This window comes from Fontibacillus panacisegetis (genome assembly GCF_900102215.1).
Lineage (GTDB): Bacteria > Bacillota > Bacilli > Paenibacillales > Paenibacillaceae > Fontibacillus > Fontibacillus panacisegetis.
Genome location: NZ_FNBG01000004.1, coordinates 175,177 through 195,620 on the forward strand (window position 1 = coordinate 175,177; position 20,444 = coordinate 195,620).

General features: G+C 39.2%; 18 protein-coding genes and 4 tRNA genes. All 22 read right to left on the minus strand.

The genetic code is table 11. From position 1 onward, the window contains the following. Positions 1–13: 13 nt before the first annotated feature. On the minus strand, positions 14–1,048 hold the full coding sequence (gntD, locus tag BLS49_RS06110; protein ID WP_091227578.1) for a guanitoxin biosynthesis L-enduracididine beta-hydroxylase GntD: 1,035 nt from the start codon (positions 1,046–1,048) through the stop codon (positions 14–16). Positions 1,049–1,079: 31 nt separating this feature from the next. Then, positions 1,080–2,234, minus strand: a complete 1,155-nt coding sequence (vioD, locus tag BLS49_RS06115; RefSeq protein ID WP_091227580.1) for a capreomycidine synthase — start codon at positions 2,232–2,234, stop codon at positions 1,080–1,082. 24 nt (positions 2,235–2,258) lie between these two features. Continuing rightward, a complete protein-coding gene (locus BLS49_RS06120) occupies positions 2,259–2,447 on the minus strand; it encodes an MbtH family protein (protein ID WP_175471328.1) in 189 nt (62 codons plus the stop codon). A 16-nt stretch (positions 2,448–2,463) separates the two neighbouring features. Then, positions 2,464–3,039, minus strand: a complete 576-nt coding sequence (locus BLS49_RS06125; protein ID WP_091227581.1) for a hypothetical protein — start codon at positions 3,037–3,039, stop codon at positions 2,464–2,466. Continuing rightward, positions 3,036–4,037 carry a hypothetical protein gene (locus BLS49_RS06130; protein ID WP_091227583.1) on the minus strand — a complete coding sequence of 334 codons (1,002 nt, stop codon included), beginning with the start codon at positions 4,035–4,037 and terminating at the stop codon, positions 3,036–3,038. The genes BLS49_RS06125 and BLS49_RS06130 overlap by 4 nt, the downstream gene beginning before the upstream one ends. Positions 4,038–4,063: 26 nt before the next feature. Next, entirely contained in the window at positions 4,064–4,921 is an 858-nt protein-coding gene (locus BLS49_RS06135) for a cysteine peptidase family C39 domain-containing protein (RefSeq protein ID WP_139173102.1), read from the minus strand. Between the two features lie 79 nt (positions 4,922–5,000). Then, positions 5,001–5,333 carry a phosphopantetheine-binding protein gene (locus BLS49_RS06140; RefSeq protein ID WP_091227586.1) on the minus strand — a complete coding sequence of 111 codons (333 nt, stop codon included), beginning with the start codon at positions 5,331–5,333 and terminating at the stop codon, positions 5,001–5,003. Beyond that, positions 5,330–7,123 carry an HAD-IIIC family phosphatase gene (locus BLS49_RS06145; protein ID WP_091227588.1) on the minus strand — a complete coding sequence of 598 codons (1,794 nt, stop codon included), beginning with the start codon at positions 7,121–7,123 and terminating at the stop codon, positions 5,330–5,332. The genes BLS49_RS06140 and BLS49_RS06145 overlap by 4 nt, the downstream gene beginning before the upstream one ends. Before the next feature lie 43 nt (positions 7,124–7,166). Then, the gene (locus BLS49_RS25730) at positions 7,167–7,421 is read right to left on the minus strand and encodes an acyl carrier protein (RefSeq protein ID WP_091227590.1); all 255 of its coding nucleotides are present in this window, start codon (positions 7,419–7,421) and stop codon (positions 7,167–7,169) included. A gap of 794 nt (positions 7,422–8,215) precedes the next feature. Next, a complete protein-coding gene (locus BLS49_RS06155) occupies positions 8,216–8,686 on the minus strand; it encodes a hypothetical protein (RefSeq protein WP_091227592.1) in 471 nt (156 codons plus the stop codon). 352 nt (positions 8,687–9,038) lie between these two features. Further along, the gene (gene glmS / locus BLS49_RS06160) at positions 9,039–10,871 is read right to left on the minus strand and encodes a glutamine--fructose-6-phosphate transaminase (isomerizing) (protein WP_091227593.1); all 1,833 of its coding nucleotides are present in this window, start codon (positions 10,869–10,871) and stop codon (positions 9,039–9,041) included. A gap of 183 nt (positions 10,872–11,054) precedes the next feature. After that, on the minus strand, positions 11,055–11,204 hold the full coding sequence (locus BLS49_RS24740) for a hypothetical protein (RefSeq protein ID WP_175471329.1): 150 nt from the start codon (positions 11,202–11,204) through the stop codon (positions 11,055–11,057). Positions 11,205–11,510: 306 nt separating this feature from the next. Beyond that, on the minus strand, positions 11,511–12,851 hold the full coding sequence (gene glmM / locus BLS49_RS06165) for a phosphoglucosamine mutase (RefSeq protein ID WP_091227595.1): 1,341 nt from the start codon (positions 12,849–12,851) through the stop codon (positions 11,511–11,513). 73 nt (positions 12,852–12,924) lie between these two features. Continuing rightward, positions 12,925–14,277: a CdaR family protein gene (locus BLS49_RS06170; RefSeq protein ID WP_091227597.1), complete on the minus strand. Its 1,353-nt coding sequence runs from the start codon at positions 14,275–14,277 to the stop codon at positions 12,925–12,927. Continuing rightward, entirely contained in the window at positions 14,270–15,100 is an 831-nt protein-coding gene (gene cdaA, locus BLS49_RS06175; protein ID WP_091227598.1) for a diadenylate cyclase CdaA, read from the minus strand. The genes BLS49_RS06170 and cdaA overlap by 8 nt, the downstream gene beginning before the upstream one ends. A gap of 228 nt (positions 15,101–15,328) precedes the next feature. Continuing rightward, on the minus strand, positions 15,329–15,946 hold the full coding sequence (locus BLS49_RS06180) for a zf-HC2 domain-containing protein (protein WP_091227600.1): 618 nt from the start codon (positions 15,944–15,946) through the stop codon (positions 15,329–15,331). Positions 15,947–16,068: 122 nt separating this feature from the next. Beyond that, positions 16,069–16,644, minus strand: coding sequence for an RNA polymerase sigma factor SigW (sigW, locus tag BLS49_RS06185; protein WP_175471330.1), 576 nt, complete (start codon positions 16,642–16,644; stop codon positions 16,069–16,071). Between the two features lie 239 nt (positions 16,645–16,883). Further along, positions 16,884–19,685, minus strand: a complete 2,802-nt coding sequence (ppc, locus tag BLS49_RS06190) for a phosphoenolpyruvate carboxylase (RefSeq protein WP_091227602.1) — start codon at positions 19,683–19,685, stop codon at positions 16,884–16,886. 410 nt (positions 19,686–20,095) lie between these two features. Then, positions 20,096–20,169: transfer RNA gene (locus BLS49_RS06195), tRNA-Gly, on the minus strand. A 9-nt stretch (positions 20,170–20,178) separates the two neighbouring features. Beyond that, positions 20,179–20,255 (minus strand) — tRNA-Pro (locus BLS49_RS06200). Between the two features lie 31 nt (positions 20,256–20,286). Further along, a tRNA-Arg gene (locus tag BLS49_RS06205) sits at positions 20,287–20,363 on the minus strand. Between the two features lie 4 nt (positions 20,364–20,367). Further along, a tRNA-Gly gene (locus tag BLS49_RS06210) sits at positions 20,368–20,442 on the minus strand. Positions 20,443–20,444 lie beyond the last annotated feature (2 nt).

Genomic DNA, 20,444 nt, shown 5'->3' on the forward strand with positions numbered 1-20,444 from the left:
TGTTTTAATGGATCTAAAATATGATTCGACTTTCAGGGTTGACCCTGGCGTCCCTGGATTTTCTTAAATCTCTAACAATATTAAGTCGCTTTAACCATCGATCATTACCGTCATATTTTGCCTTAAATGGTTTTCTCCCGTGTATAACCTTATAATTGTCCAGGAACAAAATATCTCCGGATTGTAATGCAACACTTTCAATCTGGTTATCTATTTCGTTTATTAAATAGTTGAGTGCTTCCATTGCTTCTTCATCGTCTTCAATATGATCCATAAAATAAGGGTCGATACGAAGATATGGTTCATCAGGATCACCAAACAATACAGCGACTTTTTCGGGCTGTATGTTCATCTGATTAATTCGCTCATAACTTCTCTCTAGTAAATCTGGACTAGCCCCTAAGTATCTTTCAGAAGAAGACCTATTCTTCTTTAGATGAGATTCATCCGGGCGAATAATAAATCTTTTTTCAAATAAAATGGCTGCATATTTACTACTCAATTTAATGTTATTCATTCTCGCAAACGTTGTTTCTACGTCGTCTGGATTTTTAAGACACATCAAACCTAAATAATCTGTACGATAAGGATGAAATGCATCCTCAGTATGCCAAGTAAGAAGGCATTCACTTCCTGATCCTAGTTGTTCTTGTTCATGACCTTCTATAGGGAAGATATCGTGGAGTAAATAACCATCTTGCTGCGTTGCCCAACCAATGTAGTCACCTAGCAAAGAAGCACATAATGAGAAAAATATATCTTCTCTAATTGTAGGTGACGGTACTGGTTTGTTAGCCCAATGTGTAGGCGTTTTCACTAATTGATTCACATCAATTTGATAGCCATTAATAACACACACTCCGCCCTCTGGTTCATATAACCTAAAAACATTTAAAGCTTCACGTAACTTAATTGGTAAATGTTGAGCATAAGTTGTGACATTTCGTAAAAATTCCGGATCTTCTACTGTGCTGTATATAGAAGCTAACTTATCCAATTGTGATACGATAACTTGCATCTCATCTTTCTCGATCATAATTCTATACATAATAAACTAACACTCCTTTTAATTTATGATTTCATTCGTGAATGCTATTATGTGTATGATCTTCTTCTTCAGTCAGATATATTTTTTGAATATATTCCTCTAATACTTTTAATCCACCAATAAGTTTTGCCTGATTATCACCAAATCCTAATCGAACATACTCAGGATAACCAAAACATTTTCCAGGAACTAAAAGAGTCTTCCATCTCTCACCTAAATCTTTACATAAAGATTCAGTATCTGTAATACCTTTAAATTTAATAAATACAGCTACTCCACCAGCAGGCTTAGCCCAAGTAATTGTTTCACTATGAAGACTTATCCAAGCCTCTAAAACTTTTAGATTTTCTTTTGCCTGTAATCTTTTATTTTTCAGTATTTCATCAATGCAAAGGATTGCCTTTTCCGCCAAAAACTCAGTAAGAGGTGATAAATGAAGTGTTAATCTATCGCGAAGTGGAACCAGCTTTTCAAGTACCTCTCTGGAAGCGGTACACCACCCGAATCTTAGACCAGGCATTCCAAACGATTTTGAAAACGTTCCAGTGGATATACTTTTTTTGTAATATATCAGCGGGTTAGGTAAAGGATCGGTGTCATATACAATATCCGCAAATGCTCCATCCCACAACAGGTATGCATCAACCTCTGACACAATGGATAAGATTTCATGATATTGTTTTAGTGTAATAGTCACTCCGGTTGGATTGTGTGGAAAATTAAGAACTAGCATTTTGGTCTTGTCTGTCATTAATTCTCTTAATTCTTCCATCCCAACCGAAAACCCTGAATCTGAATCCATATTCCAAAAACTTATGTCACAGCCTATTTTTTCAGGGATTGATACTAATGGATGATAGCTTGGATTCAATACAACAACTTCGTCTCCAGCATCAAGCAATGAATTTAAAATCAAGTATGTAGCTTCACTAGAGCCATGAGTAACCATCACATGTTCAGGGTTATTATCCCCCCATCTTTTAGCGATAACCTCCCGTAATGATTCACCACCAAAAGAATCGCTATCTTTTAAAACAATCTGATCTAATTCGTTTAAACTTATATTTGCCGTCTTCCGTAAATCCCCAAATGTGATACATTCAACACCGCTACTTCCTAGATCAAAATCAGCATCGTAATAAAAATCTCTCATCCAATCTTCTAATAAAGCTCTCTCATACTTCATATTTTCACTCACTTTGCTTTTTTGTCATTTCAATATTTTCAATATTGAATTAGGCCTCATATCCGTCCATACAGTTCCAATAAATTCCAAGCATTCAGCACGTGTACCTGTAAATCCTTGATTTTCCCATCCTATAGGATTCACCTTTCCTTCAGGCCATATAGAATATTGATTTTCATCATTGATTACTACCCTCATCATTTGCTCGTCCATAAAATCACGTCCTCTCTTAAATTAATGTCATAGCAAAAATATGCATATACGGATTATCAGAAAGCTCAATTTTTCTCAATTTATGCCTACTTAAACTGATTTTATTCACCCAAATCCCCGTAGAAATCATCAAAGGATTATGATTTCCATCAATACAATTTGGTATTGTTATGCCTATCTCTTCTTCTAAAAAAACTAATTTTTCATCCCAATGAAGTCTATTCATAAATGACAGACCTATCATTGATTTTTCTTCAAAATCATCATATATTAATGTAACAATTTCTTTATAATCCCCCCATGTGCTAAAACCTAAGAAGTACAGATATGAATACTCCTGATCCACTTTATCCAATGTTATGGTTTGTCCTTCACATATAATGTGATCATGGTTCACCATATTTGTTTTTGGAAAGTAAAATGGTACCTGGACGCACTTAACAATCTCATCGTTGGGTAAGCACTCTCCAGGCAAACTCAAACCTGAATGTTCTAATGAAGCCCAAATCTCCAAAGATGCCCAGGATACACCTTTGTTGTTATAATAATTTGTCAGATCTACTACCAATGGACTTGTTCTTGCATCTATCATCCACTCACCAACTCTTTAAGAATCATTTCAATAAATTTCTCTTCATTCTCAATTATTTTTTGTAAAAAAGCGGTGTATTTTTCAGTTGAACTCTCTTGTCCTCTATACTTGTAAATAACATTTCTAAAAGAAAACCATAAATTCGCTGTTTCATTTAGTAAAGCAAATAAATCTTTACTAATTTGATTTTGATAAGGTGAATCTGGACTAGTGTTTAAATAATAAATAAATTCTAAGGCTCCTTCTCTTAAACCACCGATCTCTCCGAGATAATTCCACCAATTCTCAATCATCTTGTCCATAGAAGCCAACTCACAAAAACTCAGATCTTCTTTGAACTTCTTAATTCCTACGATCCCTGAGTACACACCGTTACCGTCTTCTGGTTCACTGCCTTGAATGTTATGAAGTAATGATCTCAACTGCGATTGAAGTAACGTTTGGGTTGGATAAAATTTTTCTGGTTTTGTTAAATAAAATGAATATTCACCTGTGTATTCTGCTGCTGCATTATATGAAAGTTCCACTCTTTCGAGAGGCACCCATTCTTCGAACTTCATATAATAATCAATAATATAAACTTCGTTTTTTTGTGAATTATAATCGGTGATAATAAAAAAATGAGGATGTTTATTCTTTAAATAATCATATGAAATCCACGGGACATAGTAAGCTTCAGCTATAATAAACAAAGGAACTTCAAGTCCCATACAATGTTGTACTGCTTCATTCAACGATAAATCTCTAATAGGTTGTGTCTTTACTCCGTAAATATCTTCAATATTTTTATCAAAAGGATGGATCATTCTTTCATCCCTATACACCGAAAAATGATTAAGCCCTCTATAGTAAAAACCCCAACTATCTGAGAACACCCAATGAAACGAACCAACATAGGTTTCTAAAAAAGAAAAGATTGATATACCTCTGCAATCCACAAAACTTTTCCTATCCTGCAATATTTCTGATTTTTTCAGTACTCGTTGGATACCGTTCAATAATTGTCACCACCTTCAAAGTACTCTTACATTAACAAAGAGTTTTTGCTGTTATTCAGAAAACGTAATTCACTGTCCATGATCTTCATACAATGGTGATGAAACTGTTCCCTTTGAATTTGCTTAGTGTATATAGCCCTATATAGTGAAACCATCAGAACATAAGCTGTTTTAAAACACTCCGCTAATGACTCAAAATCTATATTGTCATCTTTATAAACAATATATAAAAAACTATTAAATGCACTTCTAGAACCTGATATTAAACCAAATGCATTTCCATACTGTTCTAATTCATTAGCAATCTCTTGATCAGTACCATTATTCAATAATTCCAGGAATTTTTTATATAGGAGCCCATTATCATTGAAGCTTTTAAAATAATCCCTAGTTTTTTTTCTAAATTCCAACTTAAGATCTTCTACCGCATCCTGTAGATGAATAGTGTAATCCGTAACATGTTTCAAACATGTTGTGTTATCAAATGCCATCATTAATACTTGATCTGAATATGAATACTCTCCAAAATGCAACCCTACATTATCTTTTATCTGGTAGCTATATTGTTCATTTTCAATAGAATAATCTAGTAGAATATTAGAATGATTTGTATGGAACTTTTCAAATTGATTCGAGTAAGGAAGATAGAATTCATCCACCTGTATAAACAGTGTTTTTCTTTTCCACAACATTGAATGAATATAATCACGTGCATCTAAAAATGTATTAAATGTTTCTCTGTTCCTATTCACATTTAAAAGCTCTAAATCACACATCCGAATATTGTTAGAAAAATCATATTTACTTTCTTTGTTAATTATTGCATCATGATATATTTGATCGGATGATTCAAAAGATTGTGAGTATAGAAATTCAATGTTCACCCCTTGTTCCTTCAAAAAATGTAGTGTCTGTACTTGAACACAATTTAGATACTGTATATGGTAAAAGTCCATAGAGCATTTAATCCTCCAATGAATCTAAATCAGAAAGCAGGTTTAATATTTTTTTATTATCATTACTTGTTTCATGAATAAGTACCTTGCCATTTGATTCCCTATGCAAAACAGTTACAAGATCCTTGATGGTTAGATTTTCCAATAAAGTTTCAAAAGAAAGTCTTATATTAAATTTGTTCTCTATCATTTCTATTGCTTGCACAAGAAGTAATGAGTGACAACCTAATGTGAAAAAGTTTGAAGTTGTGTCTATGACCTCTCGATTAAGCAATTGTCTCCATATTTTCAAGAGCTCTATTTCTGTTGCTTCTATAGTGGCGTATACTGTATTATTCATAAATTAGCTCCCTTTTCCAAAGGCATATTACATACATAAAAATCTGGTATTCTTATGTTTACCTGATCCAACTCGCACAATGACAATTGAACTAACTCAGCTTCATAGATAACTTTAAATCCATGTTTATCATAAAAGTTCTTCACTTGCTGATTTTTATCCGTTTCAATGTAACATCCAACTATTCTCCTGGAACCTCTGTCTTTGGCAAGCATCACTGCCATGTAAAGAAGAACCTCTTCAGTCTGCCTCCCTAAGGAGCGACAAGACAATAGAAGAGTATCAATATCTGTATAATGGGGATAATGTTTAACAATGCATACCCCAACAATTCCCAAGTCACCAAAACGATCTTTCAAGCTCAATGTTATGCAATCTGCATTGTCATCTTTCCAAATATGCTTGATTTGATCTTCCGTATAACGAACAGTGGTCAAATTAAATTGATTCGTTTTTTGAGTCAATTGAGCAATACGGGTAAGATTATATTCATTGACATACTCTAAAGTTGCTGTTAGTTCTAACGTTTCCAAATAATTATTAATATCAAGTACATTAGATAAATACTCTTTTCTTGCTTTTTCTTCTCGATACATTTCTCCGCGTTTTTTATCTTCATCGGTTAGACTCGTAATATTGAAGTATCCGCATGATAACAGTAAATCTTTATATTGACAGGGTTTGCTCTGATCAAATTGAATCGTTGTAATTTCAGGTATCATACTTTCTACGAGCTGAATCTCAAATGGATTGTCATCTATAAATACTATGCTATCTAGACCAATATTTAATTCTCCAGCAATTTTTTTTATATTCGTTGCTTTATCATCCCAATTTATCTGATACGTAGTAACATGTTCTCTTCTAATTAATGAATCCGGATGATGATCTAATATATGTAAAACATCTTGCTCATTATTTTTACTGCACAATGCAATAATAATTCCGTTTTTTTGAAGTTTGATTACCTCACTTTGAAACTCATAATACTGCGAACCTGGGTACTTTGAACTCAAGGAAATCCCTGTCATTCCGTCCTCTCCGACAATCCCTCCCCATAAGACATTATCACAATCAAGAACTAGACATTTTTTAACTTTCCCTTTCAAGGCACTTACATATTTATAAGATTCCGAGGCAATTTCACGTATTGCTATATTACTATATGGGGCATTAGCTATATGCCATAACCGCCTATCGAAAAAAACCGAATACCCTACCCTTTGAACTAGTAAATTCATATCTATACGAAAAATATTGTTGAGTTCATATGTTAGTTGTTCTATTTCATGATTTAATTGTGATATAAACATATTTTCATCAAAGATGTATTTACGGCTAATATTAATATTAGGGTAAACTGGTGTGTCGAACGACAAATAGACGACTGGTGTGTTGGTCTTACTTCTGATGCCACTTATGATGGCTTTATAATAACTCAATATATCAACAAAGATAGTATCTATCTGAGCTTGATCTAACAATTCGTATTGCATCAGTTTATTTGACAAATTCGGTAAATATAAACATATAAGAATCAAATCTACAGAAGGATTTATTAGATTAGAATTTTCACTCAAACATTCTTGTATTACGCCATCATAAGTTGCATATGAAATACAGGTGTTAAAGTTATCTTTGAGGCCTAAATATTTTAGGGCCGGTGTTAGATTAAGCTCCAACGTTACATTACTAAGTACAGTAATATTCAATTTAGTACCATTATTATTGTCCTCTCCATTTCGATTTAAGTAATCCATAATCTCAAAATTTGTTAATCCATTTAACACTAGATTTATCCTCCGAATTCTAGTTTAGATTGCCATTTTAAAATTAATTTAGAATTACTTCATACTTCGATAACATTGTCATTATTTTTGATACGGAGCAAAAACTATCAAATAACAAATCCAAATCAGAGAAAACTATTCCGTACGCCTCCTCTATTAAAGTAGAGAGTTGTATAAATTTTATAGATGTTAGTCCATGCTCTCTTAGGTCAACCTCTGGATTGTCTAGCAAAAAATTTATTGATTCAGTTTCCATAATAATTTTAAGAATACTCATAAATTTATTAATGTCCGACATAGAACCTCCACTAAATATTGTAATTAAATACTTCTTTTTAAAAAATAATCATTATAATATAATTTATCCTAATATATCACTTACTACATAAAATAGTCATTGACTTGTTTTGACTTTTTTTGTCTTTCTTTGTCTACAATTGTTTATTTAACGGAATTTCATCCCCATTTACGGGGCCGGTTATTGATGAAGGATATGGAATGGGATAGTTCCTCTTCCGCCACGGCAGCAAAATCATGCCTTTGCAGAAAGATCTACGAAGTAGTACACCTGCACATCGTGGAAATATTCCAGCAACATCCCCCCCCCCCCCAATAACCAAAGTCATTAAGTTAAACTCAGAGACAAGACCGGGAATAAAAATGGAATCCAGAACAGCATGGGGAAAAGCCCTGTGCCGTTTTTTTGGTGCAAGAAAGGAAGAAGTGTACAGCAAACAAAGCATATGGACTATCCGCTTAAAAAAATGTTCATGGGAAACGAATTATGCTACTCTGTAGACGAAGCTAACGACTGATGTCTCTTTGCGTGAAAATTAGCGGCAGAAAGATTCGTAATGACGGTTTCATAAGCGCCATTAGGCAGAACGAAACGAACAACCTGAAAGGAAATCGAGTAAAACAAGTTCTCCTGTAAATTTAAAAAATCAAAGGTAGACGTGGAAGGGACGAACTTGTAAATCTCGGGATGAGCTTTGACCTCTTTGGTTTGTTTTTTTGTGAGTGTCAGATGAACGGCCCGATCAAACTCTCCGTCAGAGGGCAGACGCAAGCCCGAAAGAATACCATTACAATCTAAATCCTTAACCCGTATGACATAGCTCCACCCTTTGCGTTCCATATGCGCGAAATTGTTGTAACTTTCATAACACCTATCGGCAGTAACAATGGTTTGCCTTTGATAGGGGAACGGCCAACCATAGCAGCCAGCGCCTTTCCCTCGTTGCACAACCTTCGTGGCTGAACAATGGCATCCACGTAAAGTCTGTTGCATAAGTCATAGGCTGCGTTCAAATGCAAAAGGTTGTAGCCTTTCGTGTTCGATTGATTTTGAAAATAGGTGTCTGGGTCCACCCGGTCCGTTGCCATATGCAAATCCGAACCGTCAATGGCAAGTAATCGATACCCTCGGTAGCCCTTGATATCCGTATATGATTGCGTAAATTCGTGAAACAAGAATTCCACAGCAGACGGAAGGATTTTATTCCTCTGCTGGGCAAAAGCAGAAGTGGTTGCGGTGTTTACGTCATGACCCTGCGATTCCAAGAGCTCCTTGTATAGGCTGCTTCCTCCCACAGAGATCAGGAGTTGCATGACCGTTTCAAAGATGCTTTAAATGCAAATTGTAGACGATAAACCCGAATTTTTATTGTACATTTCCCATATGATTGCTGAGGAGAGTAAACGCAAAAAATCCACTGAACTTATCCAGTGGGTAAACTCTTTCCCGAGAATATTATCATTAATTTGACTTCAACAAATAAAGAGGGGAGCCCGAATTATTGCCTCGGGCTCCCCTCTAGATGCATTAATCATCTTACATGTCGGTTTTACACATTTTTTACTGGTTCCATAGTTTCTTTACTGGTTCCACACTTTTTTATCACCAGACAATTTCCTACTCCACCGTAACACTCTTCGCCAAGTTACGCGGTTTATCCACATCATTACCACGAGCCAGGGATGCGTAGTAAGCAAGCAATTGCAATGGTACTACTGACAGAGCCGGTGTAAGCAATGGTAATGTTTTAGGAATTGCAAAAGCTTGATCAACGGATTTGAGCAGGCTTGATACATGCTCTTCGTGGCTAAGCGCCATTACTTCTGCGCCACGAGCTTTTACTTCCTTGATGTTGCTTACTGTTTTCTCAAGCAATGCTTCTTGGGTTGCAAGAGCGATGACTGGAATGCCGTCCTCAATCAGAGCGAGCGTGCCATGCTTCAATTCGCCTGCTGCATAAGCCTCGGAATGAATATACGAGATCTCTTTAAGCTTGAGCGAACCTTCAAGAGCGACTGCGTAGTCAACGCCACGTCCGATAAAGAACAGGTTGTTATGGTTGGAAATATGCTTTGCGTATGCTTTGATTGCATCTGTATTTTCAAGCATAGCTTCCACTTGCTCAGGAAGAGATTGCATAGCTGCAATAATATGGCTGATTTCTTCAGCCGTTTGTGTTCCACGAACTTCAGCCAAATACAGACCGAAAAGGTAGAACGCGATAAGCTGTGAAGTGTATGCTTTTGTCGAAGCTACGGCGATTTCTGGACCCGCCAGAGTCGCGATAACATCATCAGCGTCACGGGCGATCGAGCTGCCTACTACGTTTGTAATAGCAAGCACGTGTGCACCGTTCGCATGAGCTTCACGAAGCGCTGCCAGTGTATCAGCTGTTTCACCGGATTGGCTGACTACGATAACCAATGTTTCTGGAGTAATCAATGGTGAACGGTAACGATATTCGGAAGCAACATCGAATGCTACAGGGATACGAACAAGACGTTCAATCGCTGTACCGCCAACAAGACCTGCATGATAAGCCGTACCGCACGCAACGATGTGAATGTTGTTGATGGAACGAATCTTCTCTTCTGTCAGATTCAGTTCAGGGAAAATAACTTTACTTCCACTTTCATCAATCCGTCCACGCATCGTGTCGCGGTATGCTTTTGGCTGCTCATAAATTTCCTTGAGCATAAAGTGATCAAAACCGCCTTTTTCAGCAGTTACAGCATCCCATTCGACATTCGTCATTTCCCGAGAAATAAAATTCCCCTCAATAGTCATCAGTTCGACAGAATCTTTTGTCAATACTGCCATTTCACCGTCGTTCAGGATATACACTTTACGAGTATAATTCAGGATAGCTGGAATATCAGAACCGATAAAGTTCTCTCCTTCGCCAATACCGATAATAAGCGGACTTGCTTGACGTACTGCAACGAGCTTGTTAGGTTCGTATTCAGTCAATACTCCTAGCGCAAAAGCACCGCGCATGTAAGTAATTGCTTTCTGAACAGCCTTAACGATATCTCCTTGATATTCACGAGCTACCAAGTGAGAGATTACTTCTGTATCAGTCTCCGACACAAATTCATATCCTTGGCTGATCAATTCCTCTTTCAAATCCAGATAATTCTCAACGATCCCGTTATGCACGACCGAGAATTTCTGGCTGTGGTCCGTATGTGGGTGAGAATTAACATCAGACGGTTTACCGTGAGTTGCCCAGCGTGTATGACCGATTCCGGCAGAACCAACAAGTGGAGCTCCTTCTAGTTTAGATTCAAGATTGGCCAATCGACCGATCGATTTCGAAATTTTGAGACCCGCATCTGTAAAAACAGCGATCCCGGCAGAATCATAACCACGGTACTCCAGTTTTTTAAGTCCTTCGATCAATACCGCCTGTGTATCTCTTTCCCCAATATATCCAACAATACCACACATAATTTATATATCCTCCGTTCGTCAACTTCAAATTTTTGCGCAAGCAAAAATACACGGAAGATATACCGCAATAGGAGAAAGGACAGACTATTCAATTGTCTGAAAAAATGAGAAAGTTACATTCTTACTTCTTCCATTTTCATGAATGTCCACACGTCTCTCTTACCGCGTTTCTCCGCATACTTACCTGCTAACACTCATGATTTGTGGCATCAGTCCAAAAGGTTTGTGGGAACGGTCGCCCATTCCTTTTGCCCTTATGGTTACGATGTGATGCTTCACCGGGAGGCCCCCGCCGAACAATTCGAACACCTCCACCTCGTCAGCTTGCATTTGCCGTCAGCCATCACCCATTGATACGTCATTAAACTTTAATGGGATGAATGACTTCTACGCGCGAAATGAAGCTCTGGCGCTTAATGTTGCACGTAACCTCACTACCCTCACTTTCTCATATTGAATATGCTTATTATATGCATCCCAGAGACTTTTTGCAATCATTGCTCGCCTAAAATGATCACATCACCGTCCCCTCATTGCAATTACCCTCAATAAAAGCCGCTGAAACATAAAATGACTCGTTCCAGCGGCTTATTTTATAGTCCTATAAATTTAAAATAAATACTATTTCAGGTGAACCTATACCAGTTCTTTTTCAACAACTGCAACAATCTGTCCAACAAGCTCTTCAAGCTCCTGCTTCTCCGGTCCTTCTGCCATTACACGGATCAAGGATTCTGTGCCGGAAGGACGCACTAATACCCGCCCATTATCGCTTAACTTGTCCTCCACCTTCGCAATAGCCTGTTCAATCGCTACGTTGCCAACATATTTGCTCTTATCCTGTACACGGACATTCACAAGCACCTGTGGATATTGCTTCATTACCTTTTTGAGCTCGCTAAGCGATTGACCAGATGCTATAAGTGTATCTACGAGCTGAATAGCTGTTAGAATACCGTCTCCTGTCGTGTTGTACTCAAGGAAAATAACGTGACCCGACTGTTCACCGCCAAGGTTATAGCCCCCACGAATCATTTCTGCCATCACATAACGGTCGCCTACAGCGGTCTGTTGTGTGTTAAGAGATAGCTTCTTTGTTGCTTTATAGAAACCGAAGTTACTCATTACTGTTGATACGATCGTGCTATCTTTAAGCTTACCTGCACGATTCATAGCATCGCCACAAATACACAGGATATAGTCGCCATCGACCTCTTCACCTTTTTCGTCAATCGCGATCAGGCGATCTGCGTCACCGTCGAATGCTAACCCCAAGTGTGCCCCGAGACGTACGACCTCTTCTTTAAGCTTTTCTGGATGTGTGGACCCGCAATGATCGTTAATATTTAATCCATTAGGTTCTGCAGCAATCGTATGAACCTCTGCGCCTAGCTCTTTGAACAACTTCGGAGCAAGCTCATAAGCAGCACCATTAGCACAATCAAGTACGACCTTTAATCCTTCAAAAGAATGGCTTATCGTAGTTTTCAAATGCTCCAAATATTTCAGTTTGGATTCTGTATCCACAGTTACCGAACCTAAACCGCCACCGATTGGACGTGGAAGTTCATCTACTTCTTTATCCATCAATTCTTCAATCTGCAGCTCCGTCTCATCAGACAGCTTGAAACCGTCGTTACCAAAAAATTTAATACCATTATCCTCTACCGGATTATGAGAAGCTGAAATCATAACTCCCGCATCAGCCTTAAGTACACGTGTTAAATAAGCAACCGCAGGTGTAGAGACAACACCTAGACGAATAACGTCAGCACCGATCGATAACATGCCTGCTACCAGTGCAGATTCCAGCATAAGTCCCGAAATTCGAGTATCCATACCGATTACTACCTTTGGCTTCGGAACCTGTCCTGCAAGCACATATCCTCCACATCTTCCAATCTGATATGCTAATTCTGCAGTTAATTCTTTATTAGCTACTCCTCTTACTCCATCTGTACCAAAATACTTCCCCATGATTTCACTCCTTCAACAATTTGCGAAGCCTTGCCCTGACTATTCTCTACGGACGAAACAGACTTCAAGATTTTCATCCCCCGGTGTTATTTGCATTTGTTGCAGCATTTCCATGCTCTCCATTAGCAGGAGCAGGCTCATCCTCTGTAGTGGGTTCTGGCTCTACCTCCGGTAAAGTAGTCGCTGGATTTGCTTTCTCCGTCAGCTCAACCACAATCTCTTTCGATTGATCTGGCTCTGCCAGCTTAACATTATCAGGCAATGTTACAGTCACAGGGATAGTGTGCTTTCCTGCAGCCAACTGAGCAAGACTTGCTGTGACCTTGATATCCTCTGGCTTTATTTTGCCAATAATATCATCAGCACCTAATACCGTTAGTGATACTGTACCATCGGCAGGCTGAATGAACTCCGCTGTAAAGTCTTGGCCTTGTTCCGTGAATGTAACAGGTATGCCATCTATCAGCTTCTTTCCGCCATGTACAATCTGAGCAGAAACCTGAACAGAGCTCGGCTCGATTTTCTCAAAACCTTCAGGCGGAGTCAAGTCCACCGAGAATTTAGTCTCAGTAGCCCCATTAAATCGGCTCAAATCAATAGTTATCGGATAGGAATTTATACCCTCCAAAGCTTCTTTCGAACCATAGACCGCTACACCTTCCACTTCTGTACTTAGAACTGTGAGGACGTAACCTTCCGGCAGCTGCCCAGTATGACGTATTTCAATCGGAACATTCTTATACATCTTATTCAACGGAATATCTACATCGACTGTATTTGGTGAAATTTCAGCATTTTCCATTTTGTTGCCTTGCTTATCATAAGCAGTCAGCTTAACTGCCTTTCCTTTGACACTATCACTTAGTCCATTGACATCCATAGTACCTTGTACCTTCTGCAGATCATCAAGTTCACTCTCCGGCAAAGTTACCTGAACCGCAGACTTCCCTGCAATAACGGGAGTTCCTAACTCAAGTCCATTTTTCGGCGTACCCGTCGTCATAATCGTTACAGGCACCTCTTTTGTCGCTTTAGCTTCAATAGTTACCTTGATGATCGAAGGTTCCATCGAGATTAACTGAACGCCTGAAGGACCCTCATAGGTCAAAGGTAGCGTAATCGTTCCAGGCCCAACATTGCTCAAGTCCAGTTTTACTTTATAATCTGAGAAATTCGTCGTAATATTCGTTCTTTTACCCTTTACTTCCAAACGAACCTTATCCGGCTCCAGCTCATAAAGTACGTATTTATCACTATCAAAACCAGTGACCTGGATCTGAACGTTATCAATCACTTTTGTTTTTTCAATTGTCGTTGTGGAGGCAACAGGCGTTCCGCTATCAATGTGAACCATTGCCCATAGAATCACGCTAAAGATCAGTGCAATTAACTTGGCAAAATTGTTGTGGGTCAGCCATTTATCCATTTTTATCGTCCCCCTTCTTTTTCCAGAAAGGAACACGTTTCTCTTTTTCTTTTGAATTAGGACCTAATTCTTCATATAGTTTCGAAATTAATGATTCTTCGTTAATATCACGAACAACTTGTCCATCCATGGCCAGTGATATTTGACCTGTCTCCTCAGAGACTACAATCGACAAAGCATCCCCAACTTCACTAATTCCAATCGCTGCCCGGTGACGTGTTCCAAGCTCCTTACTAATAAAAGGATTCTCCGACAAAGGTAAATAACATGCCGCTGATGAGATACGATGTCCCTGAACAATAACAGCCCCATCATGAAGCGGTGTATTAGGAATAAAAATATTAATTAGCAATTGTGAAGTGATCACCGACTGAATCGGAATACCAGATTCTTTATATTCATTAAGACCAGTATCCCGTTCAAACACAATTAACGCACCGATTTTTCTACGTGATAAATAATTAAGCGCCTTAATGATTTCGCCAACCTCTTTACCGAATTCTTCCTCATCCGCTGTATTCCTGCCAAAGAGCTTACCGCGTCCAAGCTGTTCGAGCGCACGTCTTAATTCTGGCTGGAAAATAATAAATATGGCCAGCACTCCGAAGGTGAACATCTGATTCATGAGCCATTTCAGCGTATATAGGTCAAACCATGTGCTTACAGCCCAAATAACGACGAGGACTAAAATCCCCTTCAGTAACTGGATTGCACGCGTTCCACGGACAAGCAGAATCAGATGGTAAATGATATAGGTAACAATAAGAATATCGATAACATCTTTGATGACATCCTGCCAGGTTAAATTAGCAAAATAGTTCATGTTGCGACCCCCGCTACGTATCCCGATAACCTGCTAAGTTGTACGGAATAGGTTTATATACTTCTCTACAGTGCCTGTCTATTTATAATTCCCCTAACCTCTAGGTTATAACGTTCCACAGACAGATGCAAGTTTGGCACAATACAGGATGAAATTGGGTTCAAAAAAAAGAAAAGACGCCTATTTCCCGTAAGGGAGGCGCCGAGTCATACATCTTATGCTTTCCAGTTACCTATAGGCGACTTCCGTAAAAGTATTAGTGATCCTGTACCAAATCCAATCCAGAGCCTGATCAATGCTCTTAATCTCTCCCGAGATATGAGCTGTCGAGGCCTGATAATATGATCCGTCGATCACTGTCAGATTGCCCTGTACATCGCCATAAATTTCAGCTTTGCCATTCTCTACAGTCAGGTTACCTGCAATGGTTGACCCTTCAGGAACTGTCACCGTATCACCATTAATAATGACCTGATCAAGATCAGCCACTTTTACAACGAGTTGTTCATCACTCTTCCATAAAGATAAAGAGCTAAACACCATTACAAATAAAAACACCGCGGCTGCTGTCAATGCAGGGTGTTTCTTGATCCAGCCTACCCATGCTTGTTGTCTGCGCTGATTTGGAATCTTACTCATGATCGCATCAACAAGCTCATCTGGTGCAGATAACGCTTTGTGTCGAATCGTCGAGAACAACACCATTTCGGTCTGCTCCAACTCTTGAAATCTGGCGCTGCAAACGGAGCATCCTTGAAGATGATGCTTTAGCTCTACGACTTGCTCATGTGTCAAATCATCATCAAAATACTCATGCATTAATGAGCTGGCTTGTTTGCAATCCATATTAGCCAATCCTTTCCAGTTCATTCTGTTCTAACCGATCTATGAATTAACCTGACCTGAACAAATAAAATAGTCGTTCTATCATACATTACGTTATAAACTTCAAAGCGTTTCACAAAAAATCAGGACATTTTTGGCTCCAATTTTTTACGTAGAAACTCCCGTCCCCGGTGCACACGGGTCTTTACCGTCGTTACTGGCATATCCAAAATTTCACCAATTTCTTGTAACGACATCTCCTGCAAATATCTTAAAATAATTACAGATTTATATTTCGCGGGCAATCCTTCAATCGCCTGATGGATCATCTGCTGAGTCTCTGATAATAAATATTCACTTTCAGGAGTTCGTTCATCACCTGGTATCAGCGAGTAGCCATCCAAACCATCCTGATCGTTCATTTCGGCATCCAAATAATAATTGGGCTTACGTTTCCGAAGACGATCAATGCACAGATTTGTTGCAATACGATATATCCATGTAGAAAATTTCTGTTTCTCGTCATAACGATTCCAGTTTTTATAGACGCGCAAAAAAGTTTCTTGAACAATATCCTCTGCTTCATGCCGATTACTCAGCATCCGATATGCCAAATGAAATATTTTATCCTTATATAGATCAACGAGCTCTGCAAATGCACCTTGGTCACCCTTACGTGCCAATTTTACAAGCCTCGTATCAAAATGGTTCACCACCATATTTTCCCCCAGATCTATGAACGGCTATGGATTATGCTCCACATACCCTGTCCAGCCTTCTGTTTCAACTGCTTATTCCGGACATCTCCGACTGCTAGCGCTTCATTCAAATGTTAATTCATGTCCCATCAAATTGCAATAGAATAGGCCTCTTTATAAACAAAACAAGCCGAATTCATCTCTTATCTGAGAAAATTCGGCTTGTTTTCAAATAAAGCGACTATCCATCACGTAGCGTATCAGCCCGTATTCCGAAGTCCTGCTGCAATGCCGTTAATAGTAAGCAGTACTTCACGTAATAGAATCGTATCATCTCTTCCCGCTTCACGTGCAGCCCGTAGTTCAGTAAGAAGCTGTACTTGCAAGTAGCTGAGTGGATCGATATAAGGATTACGCTGACGAATTGATTCTTGCAGCGATGGTGTATTATCAAGAATTTCTGTAACACCAACAATTTGAAGAACCAATTCTTTAGTCAAATTGAACTCATGTTCAATTTGCTTGAATATACGACCTCTAACCTCATCATCTCCACACATCTTAGCATATTCTTTTGCGATGACCAGATCGGCTTTAATAATAGCAAATTGTAAAGTATCAATCAGTGAACGGAAGAATGTGAAGTTCTGGTACATATCCTGCATGATCTTCATATTCTCTTCTTTGTTCTGATAGAAGGTCTGAAGACCCGTACCTGCCGCATACCATGCCGGGAATAAATACCGGCTTTGCGTCCATGCGAACACCCATGGAATCGCACGTAAATCTTCGAAGCGATCGCTATTTTTACGTTTAGATGGCCGGGAGCCGATATTCAGTTCGCCGACTTCCACAAGAGGTGTAGACTCGCGGAAATATTTCAGGAAATCCGGCTCACGGAATACCAAATCCTGATATTTGTTCAGTGATGTCTCTGAGATTCCTGCGCAAATTTCTTCCCAGTTCTTTTCTTGAGGGCTAATGTCATGATTTTTAATCAATCTAGCTTCAATCGAAGCACTGATGAGTGCCGATGTAGCCTGCTCAAGACTGCGGTATGCAATACCTCTTAAAGAATAACGAGAGGAAATAACCTCACCTTGTTCGGTAATTTTAATGCCCCCGCCGATCGTTTCAGCAGGCTGCACTCGAATACTACGGTTAAGAGGCATACCGCCACGACCGAGCGCTCCACCGCGTCCATGGAAAAATTTTAATTTAACGCCAAACTCATTCGCAGCGGCAGTAATTTGTTTCAATGCTACACGAAGTTCCCAGTTAGCTGTAACTACGCCGCCATCCTTGTTACTATCGGAATAACCAAGCATAATTTCCTGCAGGTCATTCATAGCAGCTACAGATTGACGGTAGATTGGCATACTGAACAATTGTCTCATAATGCCTGGCGCAGCATGCAGATCATCTACGGTTTCAAAGAGCGGCACTGCTTGAAGGGTACATGTTACTGTTCCATCTGCTTCTTTATGAAGCAAACCTACCTCTTTTGCAAACACCATTACTTCAAGAACATCACTTGCAGCTTCTGCCATACTAATCAAATAACTAGTAATACATTTTGCTCCAAATTCTTTTTGAGCATTAAATACAGTACGGTAGACATTGAGACATTCTGTTGTGCTGGCACTGTATTCCTGATACGGAGAAGTTAATGGACGCGGATCGTTCAGCAACTGCTCCAACAGTTTAATTTTATCAGCCTCAGAAAGTTCGGCATAATTACTTACGATATTCATATTCGCCAAAATTTCAGTCATTGCATTTTCGTGCTCCTGGCTATGCTGACGAATGTCGAGTGTAGCTGTATGGAATCCAAACAGTTCAACCTGACGAATCATTCTTTTAATGTAAGAATCAGCTACATAGTCGGCATAATGATGACGAAGGCTGCGGTCAATGATCTTCAAATCATCGATCAGTTCTTTAACATCAGTATAACGCTCCAGTGTGTCTTTCTTATTCTCATCTAGAAGATTATTCAGCTTTTCTGTCATATAAGTCAGTTTTACGCGATAAGGCTCTTTCTCGTTGTTCCACTTTGGTGTCTTGTTCAATGTCACTTGAAGACGATCCTTTTGGATAGAGGCTAACAGCTCATCAGTCACATCAACAATAGATGTACTGAAGCTCAAATATTTGAACAATTCAGCCAAAGTGCGCTGATACTCGCGAACAACCATTTTACGCTGCATTTTGAGTGTCTGCCAAGTAATGTCGGATGTTACAGATGGGTTGCCGTCACGGTCTCCACCGATCCATGATCCAAAGCGGAGGTAAGTAGGCGCATGCCATAAATGCTCTGGATAGTATTTACCAAGACATCGTTCCAATTCTTGATATACATCCGGCAAGACATGAAAAAACGTTTCGTGAAAATAATACATCCCATTCCGTACTTCATCAAGAACGGTAGGTTTGCGGTCACGAAGCTCATCAGTTTGCCATAGAGTAATTACTTCATTAAGAAGCTTCTCTCTCAATTGTTCCCGTTCACGGAACGTTAGCGTTGGGTTGTCGAGCTGCATTACATCATCGGCAATCCGTTTGTGAATATCCAGAATAGCGCGTCTCATGGCCTCAGTAGGATGAGCTGTCATGACGAGTTCAAGTGACATACCCTGAATAATTTCTTCAGCTTCTCTGTAATCAAACCCGTTATCCTTCAGTTCCTTTACAGCAGCTTCGATTGTGTTAAGCTGTACTGTCTCACCAGCGGAACGTTCGTAGTCACGTTTGCGACGAATCCGGTGATTTTGCTCAGCAATGTTAACCAGCTGAAAATAAATAGCAAATGCACGGATTACTTGGTGACGAATCTCGGGTTCAAGAGAATTAATCATGTCTTTGAACTCTTCATGCAGTTCCGGTAAAAACACGGACCGGAGCGATTTACTGGCTTCACGAATCTTCTCGACAATATCCAAGAGTTCATTGCCGCCTTGGTGTACAAGGACCTCTCCTAGAATATTGCCCAAAAAACGGATATCGCGTCGAAGCAAATTATTCAAGTTGCTCTTACTCGCCGTTTCCGTTAATTCTGTCATTTGTCTCCCCCATTTCATCCATCCCTAATTCCGTCTATCTAGAAGCCTTCCTAACATAATACAATAAACTCCCCTGAAAATCTTCACTTTATTTGTAAGGAAATTAAGGAAATTTACGAATTATCGAACATAAACACGTTTTTTTATACGATTTATCGTATATTACGACGTTTTTTAAACTATACCGTCGCTTGATATTACAGCATCAAAAGAAGTGTGAACAAGTAGCCGCCTCATAATTATGCATCATAGTTAAAACAACACTGTCACTTACCGACCTTCTATGTAATATCATAGTCAGTATAGAACTATACACCCTAACACGGTGAAGCAATAAACTGCAAGAGTATAAAAAAAGCAAATCTATAACAAAAAACATCATCCATTTGATGATGTTGATGCTGTAATTATGGAGCGGGTGATGGGAATCGAACCCACGCTACCAGCTTGGAAGGCTGGAGTTCTACCATTGAACTACACCCGCACCTTATAATGGTCGGGACGACACGATTTGAACATGCGACCCCCTGGTCCCAAACCAGGTGCTCTACCAAGCTGAGCTACGTCCCGAAATAAGATGATGAAAATATGAAATTAATAATGGCGCGCCCTAAGAGATTCGAACTCCTGACCTTTTGATTCGTAGTCAAACGCTCTATCCAGCTGAGCTAAGGGCGCATAATGGAGCGGACGACGGGAATCGAACCCGCGACCCTCGCCTTGGCAAGGCGATGCTCTACCGCTGAGCCACGTCCGCAT

What these genes read in the sequence shown, in the direction of transcription:
- gntD (WP_091227578.1), bottom strand. Translation starts at nt 1,048, where the DNA reads ATGTATAGAATTATGATCGAGAAAGATGAGATGCAAGTTATCGTATCA.
- vioD (WP_091227580.1), bottom strand. Translation starts at nt 2,234, where the DNA reads ATGAAGTATGAGAGAGCTTTATTAGAAGATTGGATGAGAGATTTTTAT.
- BLS49_RS06120 (WP_175471328.1), bottom strand. Translation starts at nt 2,447, where the DNA reads ATGGACGAGCAAATGATGAGGGTAGTAATCAATGATGAAAATCAATAT.
- BLS49_RS06125 (WP_091227581.1), bottom strand. Translation starts at nt 3,039, where the DNA reads ATGATAGATGCAAGAACAAGTCCATTGGTAGTAGATCTGACAAATTAT.
- BLS49_RS06140 (WP_091227586.1), bottom strand. Translation starts at nt 5,333, where the DNA reads ATGAATAATACAGTATACGCCACTATAGAAGCAACAGAAATAGAGCTC.
- BLS49_RS25730 (WP_091227590.1), bottom strand. Translation starts at nt 7,421, where the DNA reads ATGTCGGACATTAATAAATTTATGAGTATTCTTAAAATTATTATGGAA.
- glmS (WP_091227593.1), bottom strand. Translation starts at nt 10,871, where the DNA reads ATGTGTGGTATTGTTGGATATATTGGGGAAAGAGATACACAGGCGGTA.
- BLS49_RS24740 (WP_175471329.1), bottom strand. Translation starts at nt 11,204, where the DNA reads ATGCAAGCTGACGAGGTGGAGGTGTTCGAATTGTTCGGCGGGGGCCTC.
- glmM (WP_091227595.1), bottom strand. Translation starts at nt 12,851, where the DNA reads ATGGGGAAGTATTTTGGTACAGATGGAGTAAGAGGAGTAGCTAATAAA.
- BLS49_RS06170 (WP_091227597.1), bottom strand. Translation starts at nt 14,277, where the DNA reads ATGGATAAATGGCTGACCCACAACAATTTTGCCAAGTTAATTGCACTG.
- cdaA (WP_091227598.1), bottom strand. Translation starts at nt 15,100, where the DNA reads ATGAACTATTTTGCTAATTTAACCTGGCAGGATGTCATCAAAGATGTT.
- BLS49_RS06180 (WP_091227600.1), bottom strand. Translation starts at nt 15,946, where the DNA reads ATGGATTGCAAACAAGCCAGCTCATTAATGCATGAGTATTTTGATGAT.
- sigW (WP_175471330.1), bottom strand. Translation starts at nt 16,644, where the DNA reads ATGGTGGTGAACCATTTTGATACGAGGCTTGTAAAATTGGCACGTAAG.
- ppc (WP_091227602.1), bottom strand. Translation starts at nt 19,685, where the DNA reads ATGACAGAATTAACGGAAACGGCGAGTAAGAGCAACTTGAATAATTTG.